The 15,984-nt window shown below is 50.6% G+C and carries 14 protein-coding genes; 5 read left to right on the top strand and 9 right to left on the bottom strand.

The annotated features are described in order from the left end of the window. Both SPIBUDDY_RS15345 and SPIBUDDY_RS15340 read right to left on the bottom strand, forming a co-directional pair. Entirely contained in the window at nucleotides 1–906 is a 906-nt protein-coding gene (locus tag SPIBUDDY_RS15345; RefSeq protein WP_013608680.1) for an aldo/keto reductase, read from the bottom strand. Beyond that, nucleotides 893–1,828 (bottom strand): NUDIX domain-containing protein, encoded by a 936-nt coding sequence (locus SPIBUDDY_RS15340; RefSeq protein ID WP_013608679.1) that lies wholly within the window; start codon nucleotides 1,826–1,828, stop codon nucleotides 893–895. The genes SPIBUDDY_RS15345 and SPIBUDDY_RS15340 overlap by 14 nt, the downstream gene beginning before the upstream one ends. A gap of 115 nt (nucleotides 1,829–1,943) precedes the next feature. Here SPIBUDDY_RS15340 and deoC point away from each other — a divergent pair, with 115 nt between their 5' ends. Beyond that, nucleotides 1,944–2,609, top strand: coding sequence for a deoxyribose-phosphate aldolase (deoC, locus tag SPIBUDDY_RS15335; RefSeq protein WP_013608678.1), 666 nt, complete (start codon nucleotides 1,944–1,946; stop codon nucleotides 2,607–2,609). After that, nucleotides 2,596–3,738 (top strand): thymidine kinase, encoded by a 1,143-nt coding sequence (locus tag SPIBUDDY_RS15330; protein WP_013608677.1) that lies wholly within the window; start codon nucleotides 2,596–2,598, stop codon nucleotides 3,736–3,738. Before deoC ends, SPIBUDDY_RS15330 begins: the two co-directional genes overlap by 14 nt. Nucleotides 3,739–3,798: 60 nt before the next feature. Here the strand turns inward: SPIBUDDY_RS15330 and SPIBUDDY_RS15325 are convergent, their stop codons facing one another. Then, nucleotides 3,799–4,677, bottom strand: a complete 879-nt coding sequence (locus SPIBUDDY_RS15325) for a sugar phosphate isomerase/epimerase family protein (RefSeq protein ID WP_013608676.1) — start codon at nucleotides 4,675–4,677, stop codon at nucleotides 3,799–3,801. Nucleotides 4,678–4,733: 56 nt separating this feature from the next. Between SPIBUDDY_RS15325 and SPIBUDDY_RS15320 the strand changes: the two genes are divergently transcribed. Continuing rightward, complete coding sequence (locus SPIBUDDY_RS15320) at nucleotides 4,734–6,095, top strand: glycoside hydrolase family 28 protein (RefSeq protein WP_013608675.1); 1,362 nt, start codon at nucleotides 4,734–4,736, stop codon at nucleotides 6,093–6,095. 94 nt (nucleotides 6,096–6,189) lie between these two features. Here the strand turns inward: SPIBUDDY_RS15320 and SPIBUDDY_RS15315 are convergent, their stop codons facing one another. The 5 genes from SPIBUDDY_RS15315 to SPIBUDDY_RS15295 all read right to left on the bottom strand — a co-directional run bounded on the left by SPIBUDDY_RS15315 (nucleotide 6,190) and on the right by SPIBUDDY_RS15295 (nucleotide 12,721). After that, on the bottom strand, nucleotides 6,190–7,290 hold the full coding sequence (locus SPIBUDDY_RS15315) for an ABC transporter ATP-binding protein (RefSeq protein WP_013608674.1): 1,101 nt from the start codon (nucleotides 7,288–7,290) through the stop codon (nucleotides 6,190–6,192). Nucleotides 7,291–7,301: 11 nt separating this feature from the next. Beyond that, entirely contained in the window at nucleotides 7,302–9,539 is a 2,238-nt protein-coding gene (locus SPIBUDDY_RS15310) for an ABC transporter permease (protein WP_013608673.1), read from the bottom strand. A 79-nt stretch (nucleotides 9,540–9,618) separates the two neighbouring features. Further along, the gene (locus SPIBUDDY_RS15305; RefSeq protein ID WP_013608672.1) at nucleotides 9,619–10,707 is read right to left on the bottom strand and encodes an ABC transporter substrate-binding protein; all 1,089 of its coding nucleotides are present in this window, start codon (nucleotides 10,705–10,707) and stop codon (nucleotides 9,619–9,621) included. Between the two features lie 128 nt (nucleotides 10,708–10,835). After that, nucleotides 10,836–11,687, bottom strand: a complete 852-nt coding sequence (locus SPIBUDDY_RS15300; RefSeq protein WP_013608671.1) for a GNAT family N-acetyltransferase — start codon at nucleotides 11,685–11,687, stop codon at nucleotides 10,836–10,838. A 71-nt stretch (nucleotides 11,688–11,758) separates the two neighbouring features. Continuing rightward, complete coding sequence (locus tag SPIBUDDY_RS15295; protein WP_013608670.1) at nucleotides 11,759–12,721, bottom strand: bifunctional 4-hydroxy-2-oxoglutarate aldolase/2-dehydro-3-deoxy-phosphogluconate aldolase; 963 nt, start codon at nucleotides 12,719–12,721, stop codon at nucleotides 11,759–11,761. A gap of 130 nt (nucleotides 12,722–12,851) precedes the next feature. Here SPIBUDDY_RS15295 and SPIBUDDY_RS15290 point away from each other — a divergent pair, with 130 nt between their 5' ends. After that, a complete protein-coding gene (locus tag SPIBUDDY_RS15290; RefSeq protein ID WP_013608669.1) occupies nucleotides 12,852–13,889 on the top strand; it encodes a sugar kinase in 1,038 nt (345 codons plus the stop codon). Nucleotides 13,890–14,036: 147 nt separating this feature from the next. Further along, nucleotides 14,037–14,660 carry a DUF2202 domain-containing protein gene (locus SPIBUDDY_RS15285; RefSeq protein WP_013608668.1) on the top strand — a complete coding sequence of 208 codons (624 nt, stop codon included), beginning with the start codon at nucleotides 14,037–14,039 and terminating at the stop codon, nucleotides 14,658–14,660. On the opposite strand, the gene SPIBUDDY_RS15280 is transcribed toward SPIBUDDY_RS15285, so the two are convergent. Further along, nucleotides 14,649–15,968: a lysophospholipid acyltransferase family protein gene (locus SPIBUDDY_RS15280; protein WP_013608667.1), complete on the bottom strand. Its 1,320-nt coding sequence runs from the start codon at nucleotides 15,966–15,968 to the stop codon at nucleotides 14,649–14,651. The genes SPIBUDDY_RS15285 and SPIBUDDY_RS15280 overlap by 12 nt on opposite strands. Between the last annotated feature and the right edge of the window lie 16 nt (nucleotides 15,969–15,984).

Here is a 15,984-nt window from a genome sequence, read left to right as displayed (position 1 = left end):
CTACCACCTATGACCGAAATAGTTATCCCAAGAAGAGGGGGCGCACGAAGTAAGATCGTGTGCCTTTTCATCCAACAACGATTTCTCTTCTTCGTCAAGTTCAAGGGTGGATGTTGCCAATAATTGAGATACTTGAACGAGGTTTCTTGCCCCTGCCAAAATGGTGGAGAAGCCTTGGCTTCTCGCCCATACCAAGGCAAGCTGGGCACTCGTACACCCCTTGCGATCGGCAAGCTGGCCAAGAAGGTCCAAGAGTGAGAGATACTCCTTGTACGCTTCAGATTTGAATACGTACAGGTCTTTTCGTCCATCCTCAGGCTGCTTGGCATACTTGCCTCCCAGAAGACCCAGACCCAGGGGACTATACCCCACCAGGTCCATCTGATGATCCTGGGCATACTGACGGAACGCTGCCAGTGATCTGACCCAGAGGAGGGAGCAAGGGATTTGCAAGGCTGTTATGGGAAGGTCTTCCATCTCTTTCAGATAGGAGAGAGGGATATTGCAGGCTCCTACCTTTCTGACCAAACCTTCTTGGATGAGGTCGCAGGCGGCGCTGAGGATCGGTTTCATAGCAAGTGAACTGCTCGGCCAGTGGAGATAGAGAATGTCCACATAGTCGGTCTTGAGACGAGCGAGGCTCTTTTGCAAATCCTTACGTACAAGCTCCGGATTCTTGGGCATGAACTTGGTGCATACCACCAAGTCTTCCCTTGTTTGGATTACCGAAGCAAGCAATTGTTCGCTCAAGCCCTTTCCATAGGAGGGGGCGGTATCGAAATGCCGAATGCCGTGTTTGCATGCAAATCGCAAAACACTACGACTGGCTTGTTGGTCCTGGTCAGTCCAAAACCCGTAGGAGGGTCCGAACTGCCAGGTTCCCAAACCTAGTTCACTCTTGTTCATCGTCCTCTTCAAAGACAACGTTTTTATCTAGCATGGTTTGGTCATCAAAAATGAAGAAACCGTCAAACTTCTTTCCTTCCAACGCTTTCGGCAGCCAGTACAGGTCGTCTTCCCACATTTTGTCGTAGGGAATGTCGCTGACAGGACACCAGAAAGGTCGAGCTTCATCAGTCTCTTGCATTTCCCCGGTAAAGGAATCGGCAAAGTAGACATAGCCCCGCTCACTCAAGCCATCACGGAATTGGAAATTGAGCCTGCCGACCAGCTTCAGGTTATCCACCTCTAGGTGTGTCTCCTCCTTGAACTCGCGCTTGGCAGCTTCCAAGGCAGTCTCAGTCTCCTCGATGTGGCCACCCGGTGCATTGACCAGTCCACGACCCAATCCTGTTTTTTTGTCGATGAGCAGGACCTGGTCCTCTTTGAAGAGGTAGGTGATCACGCACACTTCCTTCGGTTCCCACAAATCCCAGTCGATTTCGCTGACTGAATTTGCATCCTTGTCAGTATCGACGGCAACCGGTTCCTGCGCTGCAACCTGTTTCTTGATTTCCTGCTTTGCAGCTTCCTCAGGATGAGCTTCGTTGTAGCAACTCTGGCAGAGGTTGTCGTCATGCCCGATTACATGATTGAAATCCAGACGCTTGTTGCACGAAGCACAGTGCAGGCGGAATGGAAGGGCCTTCTTTCTGAATACATAGAGAAGGACGATGCAGACGGCCCCGACAAGCCAAGCCAAGCTGTGGTTTAATTCCCTTGACAGGATGGTGACCACCCCTACCTCGAAAAGGAGGAGGATGGATGCAAGGTAAATGGTTGCGAACCGTTTCTTTGTGGTTCCCGGGATTTTCCGTTGGGCAAAGTTGAGCAAAAGGATGGCAATCAAAGCCCAAGTATAGTATTGTTCGATAGTTTGAAGAATCATGGTGCTAGGGTATAGTGTGCTCCTCCCTTCGTCAAGCTTGGAATGCTATTCTCGTTGCTTGCCCTCTCTTTTTGGAGTAAGCTTTCAGTAGTACCAAATGCTTTGGAGGTTGCCAATGAAACAAGATGATATCGCCAAGTATATTGACCACACGGTGCTCGCTGCCAATGCGACTCGCGACAAGATTGAACAGATCTGCAAAGAAGCCGACCAGTATAAGTTTGCTTCCGTATGTGTAAACAGTTGTTGGGTTTCCTTGTGTGCCAAGCTCTTGGAAAAGAGTGAAGTGAAAGTGTGTACCGTGGTTGGATTCCCTTTAGGCGCAATGTCCAGTGAAAGCAAAGCGTATGAGGCAAAGAAAGCGGTTTTGGCAGGAGCTGACGAGGTTGATATGGTCATCAACATCGGGTACCTGAAGAACCACGATGATGATTTGGTGCAGGATGATATCACTATGGTAAAGGCTGCTTCTGGCAAAGCTACCCTGAAGGTGATCATCGAGACGTGTCTGCTCAATGATGAAGAAAAAGTTCGCGCCTGCAGGCTTGCAAAAGCCAGTGGGGCCGATTATGTAAAAACTTCAACCGGCTTCTCCACCGGTGGAGCTACCGTCGAAGATATCAAGCTGATGCGAAAGACAGTCGGTCCTGAATTGGGTGTGAAGGCTTCCGGCGGTGTCCGCACCTATGCCGATGCCCGTGCCATGGTTGATGCAGGAGCTACCAGAATCGGGGCTTCAGCTGGTATTGCCATTGTAGAGGGGCAGCATGGGGCGCATTGAGCAGAAAAGCGAGGGGACGGATTTCCTCAAAAGTCTGGGGTTTCCTACTCTTGATGTTCACGATACCTTCTCCCATTTTGATTTTACTCTGCCCGGACGAAGGGTTCTGTTGATAGGGCCCATGGGTTCAGGGAAAACAGAATTCGCCGCCCGTGTCTGGAGGGATGCAGCCATTGCCCAAAAGAAGGGCGAGAAGGTTCGAAGGCAGACCAGCAGCGCTGAAGTTGACCGACGCAAGGTCTTCTTCATCCGTTCTGAAATCGATGGAGCACGTTTTACCGAATATCCTGAGGATGCTCTCTGTTACCGCAGCGGCTATGTAAGTTGCGGGCAGAACATTGCCCGGATACGGGACTCCTTCGGTCTTGAGCAAGTACTGGCCGACAACCCCACAGTGGGGACCTTCATCATCGATGAAGCTTCCTTTTTCGATGAACGGCTTGCCTACGTGGTACGCAATCATAGCTATGAACGCGGGGTGATGTTCATATTCCCCACCCTGATACTCAATTTCCGAAGGGACTTGTTCAACTCTACTGCACGTCTGATGCTCGACATCGCCACCGATGTCATTCCTCTTACCGCCTATTGCGAGCATTCTGATTGCATCAACGATGCCTTCTATACCTATCGCTACTATCAGGTGGAGGGAAAGGAGTGTCCCGCTCTTTACTTTGACCCCTTGATCATCGTAGGGGGGGATTCGCATAAGGACAGCACCTTGGAACCCAACTATGCTGCCAGATGTGATGAGCATCACTATCTGCCGGGCAAAGAGTATACGTTCTTCCATCTCAAGCCTCTTGGGGAAATGGCAGCGCGCGGAGAGGAAAAACCCTTGCTTGCCGAGCTTGCTTCGTTGAAGAACGACATCGAGCGCTCGATGCTGTACCAGAATTTTTGTGAACGATATCGGGGAAAGCGGGATGAAGAGATTTTCTTCAATGCCCTCAAGCCTCAGAATATTGCAGAGAAGGCTCTTGTTTTCCTGTTCTGTGAGCAAAACTTGGTACCCGAGGAACTTCTGCTTCGCCTGGTCTCCCAATTGGACCTGGATACCGCATACCTTTCAAAGGTGCTCTCGGACAATAAGCGACCAGTCTCATTTGCACAGCCCTTCTTGTTCTAGAAGGGCTGAAATGTACAAAAACTCGACAAGAAAGAACCTTGAGAGCTCAAGGTTCGTACATCAATATGTTCGTAGGAGTCCTAGCGTTTCGACCAAGGTGGCCGTGTTCAGGTCCTCCAGCAGGGCGGGAACTTCGATGGACCTTCTTCTCAGTTCAGAAAAGAGGAATTTCCAATCGAGTACACCCTGTCCTACCGCCAGGTCCCCTATCTTGAAACCTTGCTTGTTGAGCTGGTAGTCCTTTACATGAAGCGCCGCAATCTTGGAACCGAAGGCATCGAGGGCGGAGAGGAAGAATTCTCGCTGGGCCTCAAACGAAGGAATGCCGCGACAGCTTCCATCCTGTTCGGGAATGCCGATCCAAGGAACCAGGTTGGTTGGATCGTAGATGACCTTCAGATGGGGGGTGTCGAACGTATTTACCAAGTCGGCCATGCGCTTGATGGTGCTGATAGTGTGTTGTTTGCTTACTGCTTCTATACCAACGATGGCGTCATATTTGACTGCTGCTTCCAAAAGTCGCTCTATGCTTCGATAGAAGACATCAAGCACTTTTGGATCTGCAGTCCCTGGATGGTAGGAACAATCAGGATTGAGTGATCCAGTTTCTGTTCCTACGAGACGACAGCCGAGGAGTTTTGCATATTTGAGATGGTTCTCGAACCGGCTCAACTGTTCGTCCCTCTCTGCCTTGTCCGGATGCACTGGATTGATGTAGCATCCAAAGACGCCGACATACGCGCCTTTGGCCTGCAAGGCATCGCGGATGCCGACAATGAAGTCCTCGGTATAGGCATTGGCCGATGGGGCTTGTGTAAGAGCTTTCTTGAGTGCGAGCTGGATGGGGACCGAGCTCCCATACTTGCCAACCTCGGTTGCAAGTTCTTCGATGGTGTTGAATGTGCCCAGATCATGGGCTCTGAGTCCTAGCTGTTTCATAGCTTATGATTGTAGGTGCAGAGCTCGTAAAAGTAAAGGAATGTGAGGAGAGAGAGATGCGAGAGTACACGTTGAAAAGCTTTGGGGCCGTTGGTAATGGCCAACAGAATGAGAGTGAAGCGTTTGCCAAGGCACTTGCCGCTCTATCTGATGGTGGGGTGCTCCATATCGAGGAAGGGACTTATTTGACAGGGCCGTTGCACATACAGGCCAAGGGCTTGGTCCTCGAGCTGGATAGAGGTGCGGTCATTCAGTTCATTGCAGATGAAAACCTCTATACCCCGGTTTATTCCCGCTGGGAAGGCGTGAATTGTTATTGCATGCATCCTTGCCTGCTCATCGAGAATTCTGATGGTCTCATCGTGCGTGGTGAGGGAATCATCGATGGAAACGGACAGTGGTGGTGGGATACTGCCCACAAAAAACGTACTACCCAGAAGGGGCCTGTATCGGCGATGGAAAACGAACTTTCCCGCCTCAATCCAGGCTATGAGCGTCAGAGCGGTGGTGGTGGGGGAAGGCAGAGTCAATTCCTGCGTCCTCCTTTGGTGCAGATTCTGAACAGCAACAATGTAAAACTGGAAGGTCTAACCTTGCAGAACAGCCCATTCTGGACACTGCATCCGTTGTACAGTACCAATTTGATATTCATGGATTTGAAGGTACTCAATCCCAAGGATGCTCCCAATACCGATGGAATCGATGTGGATTCCTGCCGGTTTGTCACCATCAAAAAGTGCTTGGTGGATGTCGGTGACGATGGAATTGCCCTGAAGAGCGGCAGTGGGCCCGATGGAGTTGCCACCAACAAGCCGACAACCGACATTCTTATTGAAGAGTGTACCGTCAAGAGTGCCCATGGAGGGGCGGTCATAGGCAGTGAAACGGCTGCAGGTATTCGAGATGTACGGGTACATGATTGTCTCTTTGACGGGACTGACCGGGGAATTCGGATCAAGACACGAAGAGGCCGTGGTGGGGCAATTTCCAACCTTCACTTTTCTTCAGTGCGAATGAAAAACAACCTCTGTCCTCTCACGCTGAACATGTATTACCGTTGCGGCAGCCTCGATCCCCAGGATTTTTCCTTGGAGAAGTTGAGCATAACAGATACCACTCCCAGTATCGAGGGAGTGACCATTGAGGATTGCTACAGTGAGGATTTCACTTCCTCCGCTGCCTTCATCGTAGGCCTTCCCGAGTCTCCCATCAGGGATCTGGTAATCCGCAACTGTACCTTTACGGTAGCCAAGACAGGGCTTACTCCGGTTGATGAGAGTGAGATGTATGAAGGCCTGCCCGAACCCCAAGGGAGGGGAATCAGACTGAGGAACGTACAGTTGTCCATTCAGGATGTACAGGTAGAGGGCGTAGAGTCCGCCTTGGTTGTTGAGGATGGGGTGGAGCTGCATAGCTAGAAGTAGGGGCAAAGCGTACTCAAAATTGTTTTTTGGTATAGGACAAGGACAAATAAATAGGCTGCGATTGCAGCCTATTTTGTCACGAAAGCGCTTATGCTTCGCTCTTGTTGAGCAACCGGACACGGTCGGGGGTGAAATCGATGGACACATTTTCCCCTTCCTTGAAGACTTTCTTGGCATGGGGGTCGTCGATCTGTACCAGAACCTCACCAAAACTGGTGTTGATGAAGGCTTCCAGACTATGCCCGAGATAGACATTCATCCTGACCTTGCCTTCGATCTTGCCTTGTCCGCTCTCAACAATACGCAGTGACTCGGGTCTTGCCATCAAAACGGCTTCTGACCCTACTTCTACGTTGTCGGCCGAGCGTTCAACCAGAACTTCCTTCCCCCCGAGTTCGCAGACCCAGATTTTTTTGTCATGTTTTTTGACCTGTACAGGGAAGAATGCGGCTTTCCCGACAAACCCTGCAACAAAACGGGAGTTGGGATCCTCATAGATTTCATTCGGGGAACCTATTTGGCGGATATACCCGTCTTTCATGACTACAACGCGGTCAGAAAGACTCATAGCCTCGACACGGTCGTGCGTTACATACACGGCAGTAATGCCCAACTCTTTCTGGATTTTTCGGATTTCGATACGCATCTGCTCACGAAGCAGGGCATCGAGATTGGAAAGCGGTTCATCGAGCAGCAGTACCGATGGGGTGACGATAAGGCTGCGGGCTAGGGCGACACGCTGCTGCTGACCACCTGAGAGCTTGGAAGGAGCGCGGTCCCCATAGCTGGCAAGGCCGACCAGAGCCAGTGTCTCATTGACCCGTTTGGCAATCTCCTCCTGGGGAATCTTGCGCAGCTTGAGGCCGTAAGCCACGTTGTCGAAGACCGTCATATGAGGAAAAAGACCATAGCTTTGGAACATCGTGGCGGTATCCCGCTTGTTCGGAGGCAACATGGTCACTTCCTCATTGCCGATATAGATTTTTCCTTCTGTGGGCAACTCGAAGCCGGCAATCATACGCAAGGTGGTAGTCTTGCCGCAACCGGAAGGCCCAAGAAGGGTCACCAACTCGCCAGGTTCGATGATAAAGTGAGAATCATTGACTGCGATTACGTCAGCCTTTCCTTTTACGTCCTTGAATTTCTTGGTTACATGCTCAAGGGTTACCGATACACTTTTCTTTTCCATGGATCACCACCTTAGCGGGTTGAGATAGATTTCTGGGTGAGCTTGTCATCACGAACCACGATCTGCATCAGGGCCCAAACAGAGAGGACGATGAAAATCAGGACGGTTGACAAGACGCTGGCTAGACCGAACCTGAGGTTTTCAGAGAAGTTGAAAATCAAGACGGTCAAGTGATTCCAGCGAGCCGATATCAAGAAGATGATGGCACTGACGGCAGTCATGGAACGTACAAACGTGTACGACATGCTGCTCAAGAAGGCCGGTCGGATCAACGGCAGAACAATTGTCTTGAAGACGGTGGGCACATCAGCACCCAAGTCTGCAGCCGACTCCTCGATGGCCGGGTCTATTTGATGGAGGGCTGTGATGCCGTTCTCAAGACCAACCGGCAATTCGCGGATTATGTAGTTGATGACGATAATCGCACCGGTTCCCACCAAAAGCAGCGGTTGCTTGTTGAAAGCCAAAACATAGCTGATACCGATCAGGGTACCGGGAATGGCGTAGGGAGTCATGATCATCATTTCCAAGAACCGTTTGCCCGGGAACTTCTTTCGCACTATCAACATGGCACTGAGCATGGCCAACAAACCTGCAATCGGGGTGGCGATGAGGGCCAAGGTGACCGTATCGCGGATGGATGTCCAGCCTCGCGAGAGGGCTTCTCCCCAGTTTGCAAGGGTGAAGGAGTAGTCGATACCCCAGTTGACCACAAAGCATCCTGCCACGATGGTCAAGTACAGAGCGCCGATGAAGCCGATGAAAGCCCACGATCCGATCTCCAGTACCATGCGCACCGGTTTATTCGTCAATTCAGTGAGGTTGGTGGAGGGCTTGCCGGTAACTGTTACGAAGCTCTTCTTCGACACCCAATTGCGCTGGATGAGGAAGGCGGTCAACGTAGGCATCAAGAGGATGAACGAAAGAGCCGAACCGGCTCCAAGGTTGCTGCGCCCGGTAACCAGCATATAGGCTTCAGTAGAAAGCACACGATAGTCACCGCTGAGCAGCAAGGGGTTGGCAAAGTCTGCCAGGGAATTGGTGAATACCAGAAGCCAAGCAGAGAGTATGCCAGGAGCTGACAGGGGCAGGGTGATCGACTTGAAGGTCTGCCACCTGGTGGCGCTGAGATCAAGCGAAGCATCCTCAACGGTGGAATCGATCTGCCTGAGCACTCCGCTGATCGTCATGAAGGCAATGGGGAACATACCGATGACCTGGACAACCGTCAAGCCTCCCAATCCATAGATGGAGGTGTTCAGATGAAGCAGTTGCTTGCTGATCAAGCCATTGTTCCCGAAGAGTAGGATGATGGAGAGAGACAAGGAGAAAGGCGGGGAAATGACCGGCATGGTAGCCAGCGTGGTCATCAGCTTCTTCTGCTTGAAACTCGTTCTCTCTATAAGGAAGGCGAACATATACCCTACCAAGGTAGAAATGGTGGCTGTCAGGATGCCAAGCCTGAGTGAACCCCACAGGGCAACCAAATAGGTGGGTGAGAGACTTTCCTTCCAGGTTTGCAGGCTGAAAACACCGTCCTTCATGAACGACAGGCGAACTGCCTCAATCAAGGGATAGGCAATGAACACCAATACGATGGCAAAGAGTCCGAGGACCATGAAGCCTGTCATCGGGTCTCGAGTGAAGGAAATGACTAAAAGGATACCCAAGAAAACAACAGCTGCTACAATGAAGAGGGTCCTGAGCAAGTTGTTGAATCCGGTGGCTGTACTGGTGGGAACGAGAATCATGACCGCCCCGGAAACCTGATAACCGGTTTCATCGATAACCGGTACAAAGTAGACTTGGCTGTCAGTCACCTCGAAGCTGTGAACATCGGGATCGATACTGTAATCTGCCTTATAGGACGAGCCTAAACGCATTGGTTCAAGGTAATACACACTTTCCAAGGCTTTCTGGAATTCCGCATTGGGTTTGTTTGCCTCAAAAAGTGCAAGTGTTGTTTGCGATCCGGTCAGGGGGACAAAGTCGAAGGTCAGCTCATCAAAAGTCAGATAGAGTGCTCGTGAGCCTGGAATAATATCCTTAACCGTAGGGATCCATGTTTCATAGGCGAGGTTTGTGGTTTCTTCGGGTACTGTTTGGGCGAACAGTTCAATCTCATTGAAGTTCCGCTGCTCTTCATAGCCCCTAAAGTTCGAGGAGAGCGTACTATACATCCAGAAGTCGGCCAGCAGGAAAATCAGTGCCGCAGCACAGAACTGAAGGATGCGTTTTTTTGTAAACATCGAATCATTCCGTTGGGACTACACACCCTGCAAGGGTTGCTTGCAGGGCGGTAGGAAAAGCCAAATTACCTGATGGTAATTATCTCTTGTTGCCGATCTCATTAGTCCAGCGGTCGAGCAATCTGGTCTTGTTGACATTGTCTCCGTCCCAAGCCATATCCTGAGCAACGGTCTTGATTTCGTTGATGGAAAGGGCATCGGGATGCTTAGCCGAACCTTCTGCTACCAATACTACGTACCACTCGGTGAACGTTGATTGTGCAACGGGGCTGGAGAGGATCCAGTCGTACAGCCTCTTGGCGTTGACAGTATCCTTGCCGCCCTTGACCAGGGACATGGAAGCAAGTTCATAACCGGTTCCTTCGCTGGGAGCGGTGATGACCACAGGAGAACCAGCAGCCTTGAGCTTGACCTGGTCATGAGCATAGCCGATTGCTACGGGAATCTCACCGGTTGCAACACTCTTGCCGGGAGCAGATCCGCTCTTGGTGTATTGGTCGATGTTCTTATCCAGCTCTTTCATGTACTCAATCATCTTGTCCTCGGTGCCGAAAATATCGAGCATCGTGGTCAGGACGTTGTAAGCAGTACCGGAGGAGTTGGGGTTGGCCATGCGGATGTAACCCTTGTACTCGGGCTTGAGCAGGTCTGCCCAGCTCTTGGGAGCCTCAAGGCCAAGTTCCTTGGCACGGTTAAGGTTGGTTACAAAGGTAAGGGGTCCAACATAGAGGCCGATGAAGTAGTTTTCAGCATCGCGGAACTGTGCGGCTGTCTTGCTGGTATAGCGGCTCACGTACGGAGTGGTCAAACCCTTGCTCTTTGCAGTGATGTGGTCAAGGCCTACACCGCCGACCCAAATGGATGCCTGGGGATTGGCAGATTCAGCTTCCAAACGAGCAACAGCTTCACCACCGCTTAAGCGGACGAAGTTTACCTTAATGCCGGTTTCAGCCTCGAAGAGCTGGAAAAGTTTTGCAGCAAGGGGTTCCTCAAGGGTGGTATAGGCGTTGACGCTACCAGATCCGGCAGCAACAGGGGCGGGTGCGGCAGCGGGAGCAGGAGCTGCAACAGGGGCGGGGGCAGCAGGGGCAGCTTCTTGGCCGCCCTGTGCAAACAGAGCAGGTACGAGCATGACAAGTACCAGCAGAATTGCAAGTGTTTTTTTCATTCTTTCCTCCAAATTACATTCCGCCATCCTTATGGATGCGGTCTAAAACATAACATGATACGTAATGCTAAGCTGTCGCAACAGAGCCGTCAAGACAAATAAAGCCAAGGGCCAAAACAGTCACGTAATCACAAAATCAATCTATGGTAATCAACTTGTGAAGTAGTCTGAAAGCCTAATTTTCGATAGAGAGATAGGGCGGGAGGGTTCTGGGAATCCACTTCAAGTTGAATGGTAGCAGCATCCTGGAACAGGACGTCGAAGGCTAGAGATAGCATATGCCTTCCCATCCCTTGGTTCCTGAATGCATGCAAGATCCCTACACCATGAATAACCCATACACCGTCTTCCAATAGAGCGTTCATAACTCCAACGGCTGTTCCTTCTTGACGGTAGAGAAATGTTTTTCGGTCGCTTTGGTTGAGCAGATAGGTCAGAAAATGGGCACTCTCATCGAGTGTCTCTTCAAAGGCATCACTCATTACTGCAATGGTTTCTTCTTTGCATTGCTCAGTAACCAGCTCAAGAGTCCCCACTGTATCCTTGTTGTTCCAATGTTGCTGTTCAAGGGTCATCAGGTACTCGCTGCGATCCAGTTCGGGATACCGCTTCTGTAGATAGGAAAAGCCGCTTTTACTGTTCAGTTCTCGTTGGAAAAGTGCTTGGGTGAACGAATATGGCCTATACAGGGTGAGTGCATGTTCCACAAGCAAAGTAAAACAACCCTTCCTACGATGATCGGGATGGGTGAAGCCGTTGAACTCCACTTCCTTGCGGCTGGGCAAGAATGCACCAAGAAAGCTGACCAGCTGGTCATTCTCATACCCAAGGAAGAAACAATCCAGGTCCTTGTATACATTCATTTCCGATGAAAGAAAGACGTGGTTCTCCAAACCTTCAGGAAGAAAGGAGAGGCTCTGTAGTGTTTCAATTTCAGAAATCTGAGTTTTGGTAAGCATATAGCTTTGTATAATCTGCATGTGCCTACTGTATAAAAGAAAACGCCGGTTCCGCTAGAGGAGAACCGGCGTCAAATAGTCTTTTTTGTGTGTTATGCCTTGACCAGGTGTACAGCAAACCCGCTGAACTCCTGCTTGATGTAACAGACCTTGATCTTGCCCTTTGCATCGCGGGTGATGGTCTCTTCATTGACCGTGAACCCATGACGACCCAAGTAGGCAAGGGTGCGTTCGATATCGAAGCATTTGAAACCAAGGTGGCCGAGTCTGCCGTAGTACATCTTGGGTAGCACCTCGATGGTGGTATTCAGGAAGGTGGAGCTGTTGCCTACCTTCTTGACCATGCCGAACGCTTGGAGGGCGGCAATGGTCTTTTCAGCTTCGGCTGCATTCTCGTTGTTGATGCCAAGGTGTGCGAACTCCAGGCCCTGCAGGGCTACTACTGCTTCGCTGCACAGGTTGGAAATGGTATCCCAATCTTCAGCTTCGATGAGCTCAGGCTTGACCATCCATGAACCGCCGACTGCCAGCACATTGGATTGCTTTGCATAGGAGGCAAGATTTGCCGGGCTGATGCCGCCGGTAGGCATGAACATCAAATTGGGGAAGGGCCCTGCCAGATTCTTCAGCATATCGACACCACCGCTTACTTCAGCGGGGAAAAACTTGAGGGTGGACAGTCCGCGGGACAAGCCTGCTTCAATATCGCTGGGCGTACAGACACCGGGAACGATGGGGATGTTGTTCTCAAGGCACCAGTCTACAACGGAGGGATTGAAACCAGGGGAGACAATGAATTTTGCACCAGCTGCAACCGCTTTCTTGGCAAAATCGAGGTTGATCACCGTTCCAGCACCTACGAGCATCTCAGGGACAGCAGAGGTGATTTGCTTGATAGCTTCTTCGGCAGCTGCAGTGCGGAAGGTGACCTCTGCACAGGGAAGACCGCCCTTTACCATGGCCTTTGCAAGCCCTACGGCTTTGCTTGCATCATCAATTTTTACTACGGGTACAAGACCGATTTTGTGAATTTGTTCAAACAGTGCTTCGTGCATGGAGCCACTCCTTTATTTCAATTATGAAACGTTGTTTCAAAATAATATTGACAGACCAAAGCATACCCTCTATGATTTCAAATATCAAGAGGCAATGAGTATTCCCGACAAAAAATTCTAGGAGGCTTGCATGGGCAAAAAATATGTGACGTTTGGTGAAATAATGTTGAGGCTGAAGAGCCCTGGTCATGAACGCTTCTTCCAATCCCCTCTCTTGGAAGCAACCTTTGGAGGTGGCGAAGCAAACGTTGCTGTTTCGCTCTCCCTGCTGGGCAAGGATGCCAAGTTCGTTACTGCTCTTCCCGCCAATGCAATCGGCGAAGCCGCCGTACGTGAGGTACGCAAGTATGGTGTCGATACCTCTGCCATCAACATGACCAAAGGTGGCCGTGTCGGTATCTACTTTTTGGAGACCGGTGCCAACCAGAGACCGAGCAGTGTGGTATACGACCGTTCAGAGTCTTCCATTTGCTTGGCCAAACCTTCCGACTTTGATTTTACCTCCATTATGGCAGACGCTGCATGGCTTCATGTGACCGGCATCACCCCGGCTATCAGCCAGGATGCAGCCGACAGCTGTCTTGCCGCCATGAAGCAGGCCAAGAAGGCCGGGGCAACCGTCTCCATCGATTTGAACTACCGAAAGAAGCTTTGGAACTACGGCAAGAAGGCTCCCGAGGTAATGCGTGAGCTGGTCAAGTTTGCCGATGTCATCGTGGCGAACGAGGAAGATATCCAAAAGTGCCTGGCCATAGAAGCCAAGATCGATGTCACCAGCGGAGAGCTGGATACTGAGGTGTATAAGGCTCTGACTGAAGAAGTCAAGGCTCAGTTCCCCAACATCAGCGTCGTTGCTGTCACTCTGCGCGAGAGCAAGAGCGCCGACCACAACGGTTGGAGCGCAGCCCTGTGTGGAAAGAGCGGATTCTACCTCTCCAGACACTATGAGATTACCGATATCATCGACCGTGTCGGTGGAGGCGATTCCTTCTCTGCAGGCTTGATTTATGCCCTCAGCGAGTATGCAGATGATGAGCAGTATGTCATCAACTTCGCTGTAGCAGCCTCTGCTTTGAAGCACTCCATCGACGGAGATTTCAACCTGTCGACCAAGGCAGAAGTAGAAGCCCTGCTCAAGGGTGATGGAAGCGGACGCGTTCAACGCTAAGCGGCAAGCAAGTATTGCAACAGGCGATGGGGAGTTTTTTCCCTGTCGCTTTTTTTTGTCTTTACCAAACCTTTACCTTACATCCTCAACGTCTGTATTCAGGGATAGTATTGTTGCATCAGATGACAACAATCAAAGGAGTTGCATATGTACAAACATACGAGCATCATAGTTTTGGCACTGATCCTGGTTTCTTCGCTTACCCTCGCCGCACAGCCGATTGACGAGGTACAAACAACTACACCCGTAGCTTTACAGACTGCTACTGAACAGACGGTCGTTGGAACCGACGGGCTTCTGTACATGCGTGAAGAAGAAAAACTTGCACGCGATGTCTACCTCGCCCTCTATGAGAAATGGGGTGCCCGGGCATTTTTGAACATCGCGAATGCCGAACAGCAGCACATGGATGCAGTGGGAGCCCTGCTTGCAGCCCGCAACATTGAAGACCCCGTTGCAGGTTCTCAAGCCGGTGAGTTCAAGAACGCTGATTTGGCCTCGCTCTACTCCGTCTTGGTAAAGCAAGGCATGAAATCGATCTCCGAAGCCTATCTGGTAGGAGCCATTATTGAGGATTTGGACATCTCCGATTTGAAGGAGTATCTTTCAAAGACTACTGATGAAGCCGAAATTTGGGTATATACCAATCTCCTGAAGGGATCGGAGAACCACATGCGTGCCTTTATCAGACAGCTTGACCGGTACGGTGTTACCTACAAAGCTCGCTATATCAGTGAAGCAGAACTCGCATCCATCTTGTCAGGAAGGTGATTGAGCAACTGCCTCTAGTAAGCCTTGGGGAGTAATTTCCTGCTCCTTGCTGGAGAAAGCAAACAACTCCTCGGTTGCCAAAGCAATTTTGGTAACCGAGAATTGTTGTTCTTTTGGATAGATATAGTAGGTATCCTCCAAAGTAGATAGGTCGATGCAGTCTCCCTTGCCGAAATACTCATACTCGATATGGCAGGAATACATCGACAGTGGTGTCTTTGCAAGCAAAAAGCCTTTCTTGCCGAACATGCCTTCCAACTTGAAGCCCTGCATGTCATGAATCAGCAGAGCCTCACCAAGGGGAATATAGCCGTCGGCATTGGGGAGGGCTTCCACATATGCCTTGGTTTTCAGATAGTAGGTTCCCGCCTCTATTTGGGCTCTCACCTGCTTGCGTTCAAACTCATACCAATGGGGGATGTGGGAGAACTCGGTAACCAAGGTCTGTTCATCGTCAGCCTTCTGGACGGCTTGCAACTCTCCATATTCGGTCATCTCCCATTTCTTATGGCAGGATGAGCAACCGATATGGATTCCTTCGCTGTAGGTGGTGTACTCGCTCAAGCAGTGGGGACACTGATACAGTGGTTTATGCAGCCCCTCAGCCCGCTTTGCGTAGCTGATGCGGATTTGATTATCCTTCTGCCATTGATACTCATCATATTCGAAGGCTTTCCTGATGACCTCATTGATGTGGGCGACCGAACTCTTTGCCAAATCGTCCTTGTTGAAAAGCAGGCTGTAATCAGCTTCGATGCGATTGCCCCGATCCTTCAGATTCCATACGGGACTGTTTAGGTAGTGACCATGCATGTTGAGCATGACGACCGGAACCCCAAGCAATTTTGCCATTTTCCCCAGCGAGTCGGGTAACACAGCAGTGGTTCCCACCAAGGAGTACCTTGCCTCCGGATATAAGGCCAGGACATCCTTGTTGACCGCAAGCACTTCCCGGATTTGTCTGATTAGCTGTAAATCATTGGTGAATTTTCTCTTACAGATTCCCCCGGCATTGCGTAGCAGCCATTCGCGTTTGAGAAATCCGTCGATTGCTACCACATAGTTGGCCCGCCAGGGAAAAAGGGCGGCGGTGGTTACCTTGAAGTCGATAAAGGCATGATGGGTGCATAGAAGTAGAAATGGAGGCTTAATTCCATCCATGTTGGTACGATTGATTTTTAAACGGTGGGACCACACAGTCGGATAGCTTAACAACCAAGTCACAGGTCTAAGGAAGTGACGTTGGCGGAAGGGCTTCTTTTTCATATCGAATCGCTTAACTTGCTCTAGCTTCTCTAATCCAGTCATGAAGAGCCATCCTTCG

It is taken from the genome of Sphaerochaeta globosa str. Buddy (genome assembly GCF_000190435.1).
Lineage (GTDB): Bacteria > Spirochaetota > Spirochaetia > Sphaerochaetales > Sphaerochaetaceae > Sphaerochaeta > Sphaerochaeta globosa.
Note: the sequence above shows the minus strand (reverse complement) of the source record. Positions and strands in the feature narration are given on the sequence as shown.

Coding starts and splice junctions, on each gene's coding strand:
- SPIBUDDY_RS15345 (WP_013608680.1), bottom strand. CDS start 906: ATGAACAAGAGTGAACTAGGTTTGGGAACCTGGCAGTTCGGACCCTCC.
- SPIBUDDY_RS15340 (WP_013608679.1), bottom strand. CDS start 1,828: ATGATTCTTCAAACTATCGAACAATACTATACTTGGGCTTTGATTGCC.
- deoC (WP_013608678.1), top strand. CDS start 1,944: ATGAAACAAGATGATATCGCCAAGTATATTGACCACACGGTGCTCGCT.
- SPIBUDDY_RS15330 (WP_013608677.1), top strand. CDS start 2,596: ATGGGGCGCATTGAGCAGAAAAGCGAGGGGACGGATTTCCTCAAAAGT.
- SPIBUDDY_RS15325 (WP_013608676.1), bottom strand. CDS start 4,677: ATGAAACAGCTAGGACTCAGAGCCCATGATCTGGGCACATTCAACACC.
- SPIBUDDY_RS15320 (WP_013608675.1), top strand. CDS start 4,734: ATGCGAGAGTACACGTTGAAAAGCTTTGGGGCCGTTGGTAATGGCCAA.
- SPIBUDDY_RS15315 (WP_013608674.1), bottom strand. CDS start 7,290: ATGGAAAAGAAAAGTGTATCGGTAACCCTTGAGCATGTAACCAAGAAA.
- SPIBUDDY_RS15310 (WP_013608673.1), bottom strand. CDS start 9,539: ATGTTTACAAAAAAACGCATCCTTCAGTTCTGTGCTGCGGCACTGATT.
- SPIBUDDY_RS15305 (WP_013608672.1), bottom strand. CDS start 10,707: ATGAAAAAAACACTTGCAATTCTGCTGGTACTTGTCATGCTCGTACCT.
- SPIBUDDY_RS15300 (WP_013608671.1), bottom strand. CDS start 11,687: ATGCAGATTATACAAAGCTATATGCTTACCAAAACTCAGATTTCTGAA.
- SPIBUDDY_RS15295 (WP_013608670.1), bottom strand. CDS start 12,721: ATGCACGAAGCACTGTTTGAACAAATTCACAAAATCGGTCTTGTACCC.
- SPIBUDDY_RS15290 (WP_013608669.1), top strand. CDS start 12,852: ATGGGCAAAAAATATGTGACGTTTGGTGAAATAATGTTGAGGCTGAAG.
- SPIBUDDY_RS15285 (WP_013608668.1), top strand. CDS start 14,037: ATGTACAAACATACGAGCATCATAGTTTTGGCACTGATCCTGGTTTCT.
- SPIBUDDY_RS15280 (WP_013608667.1), bottom strand. CDS start 15,968: ATGACTGGATTAGAGAAGCTAGAGCAAGTTAAGCGATTCGATATGAAA.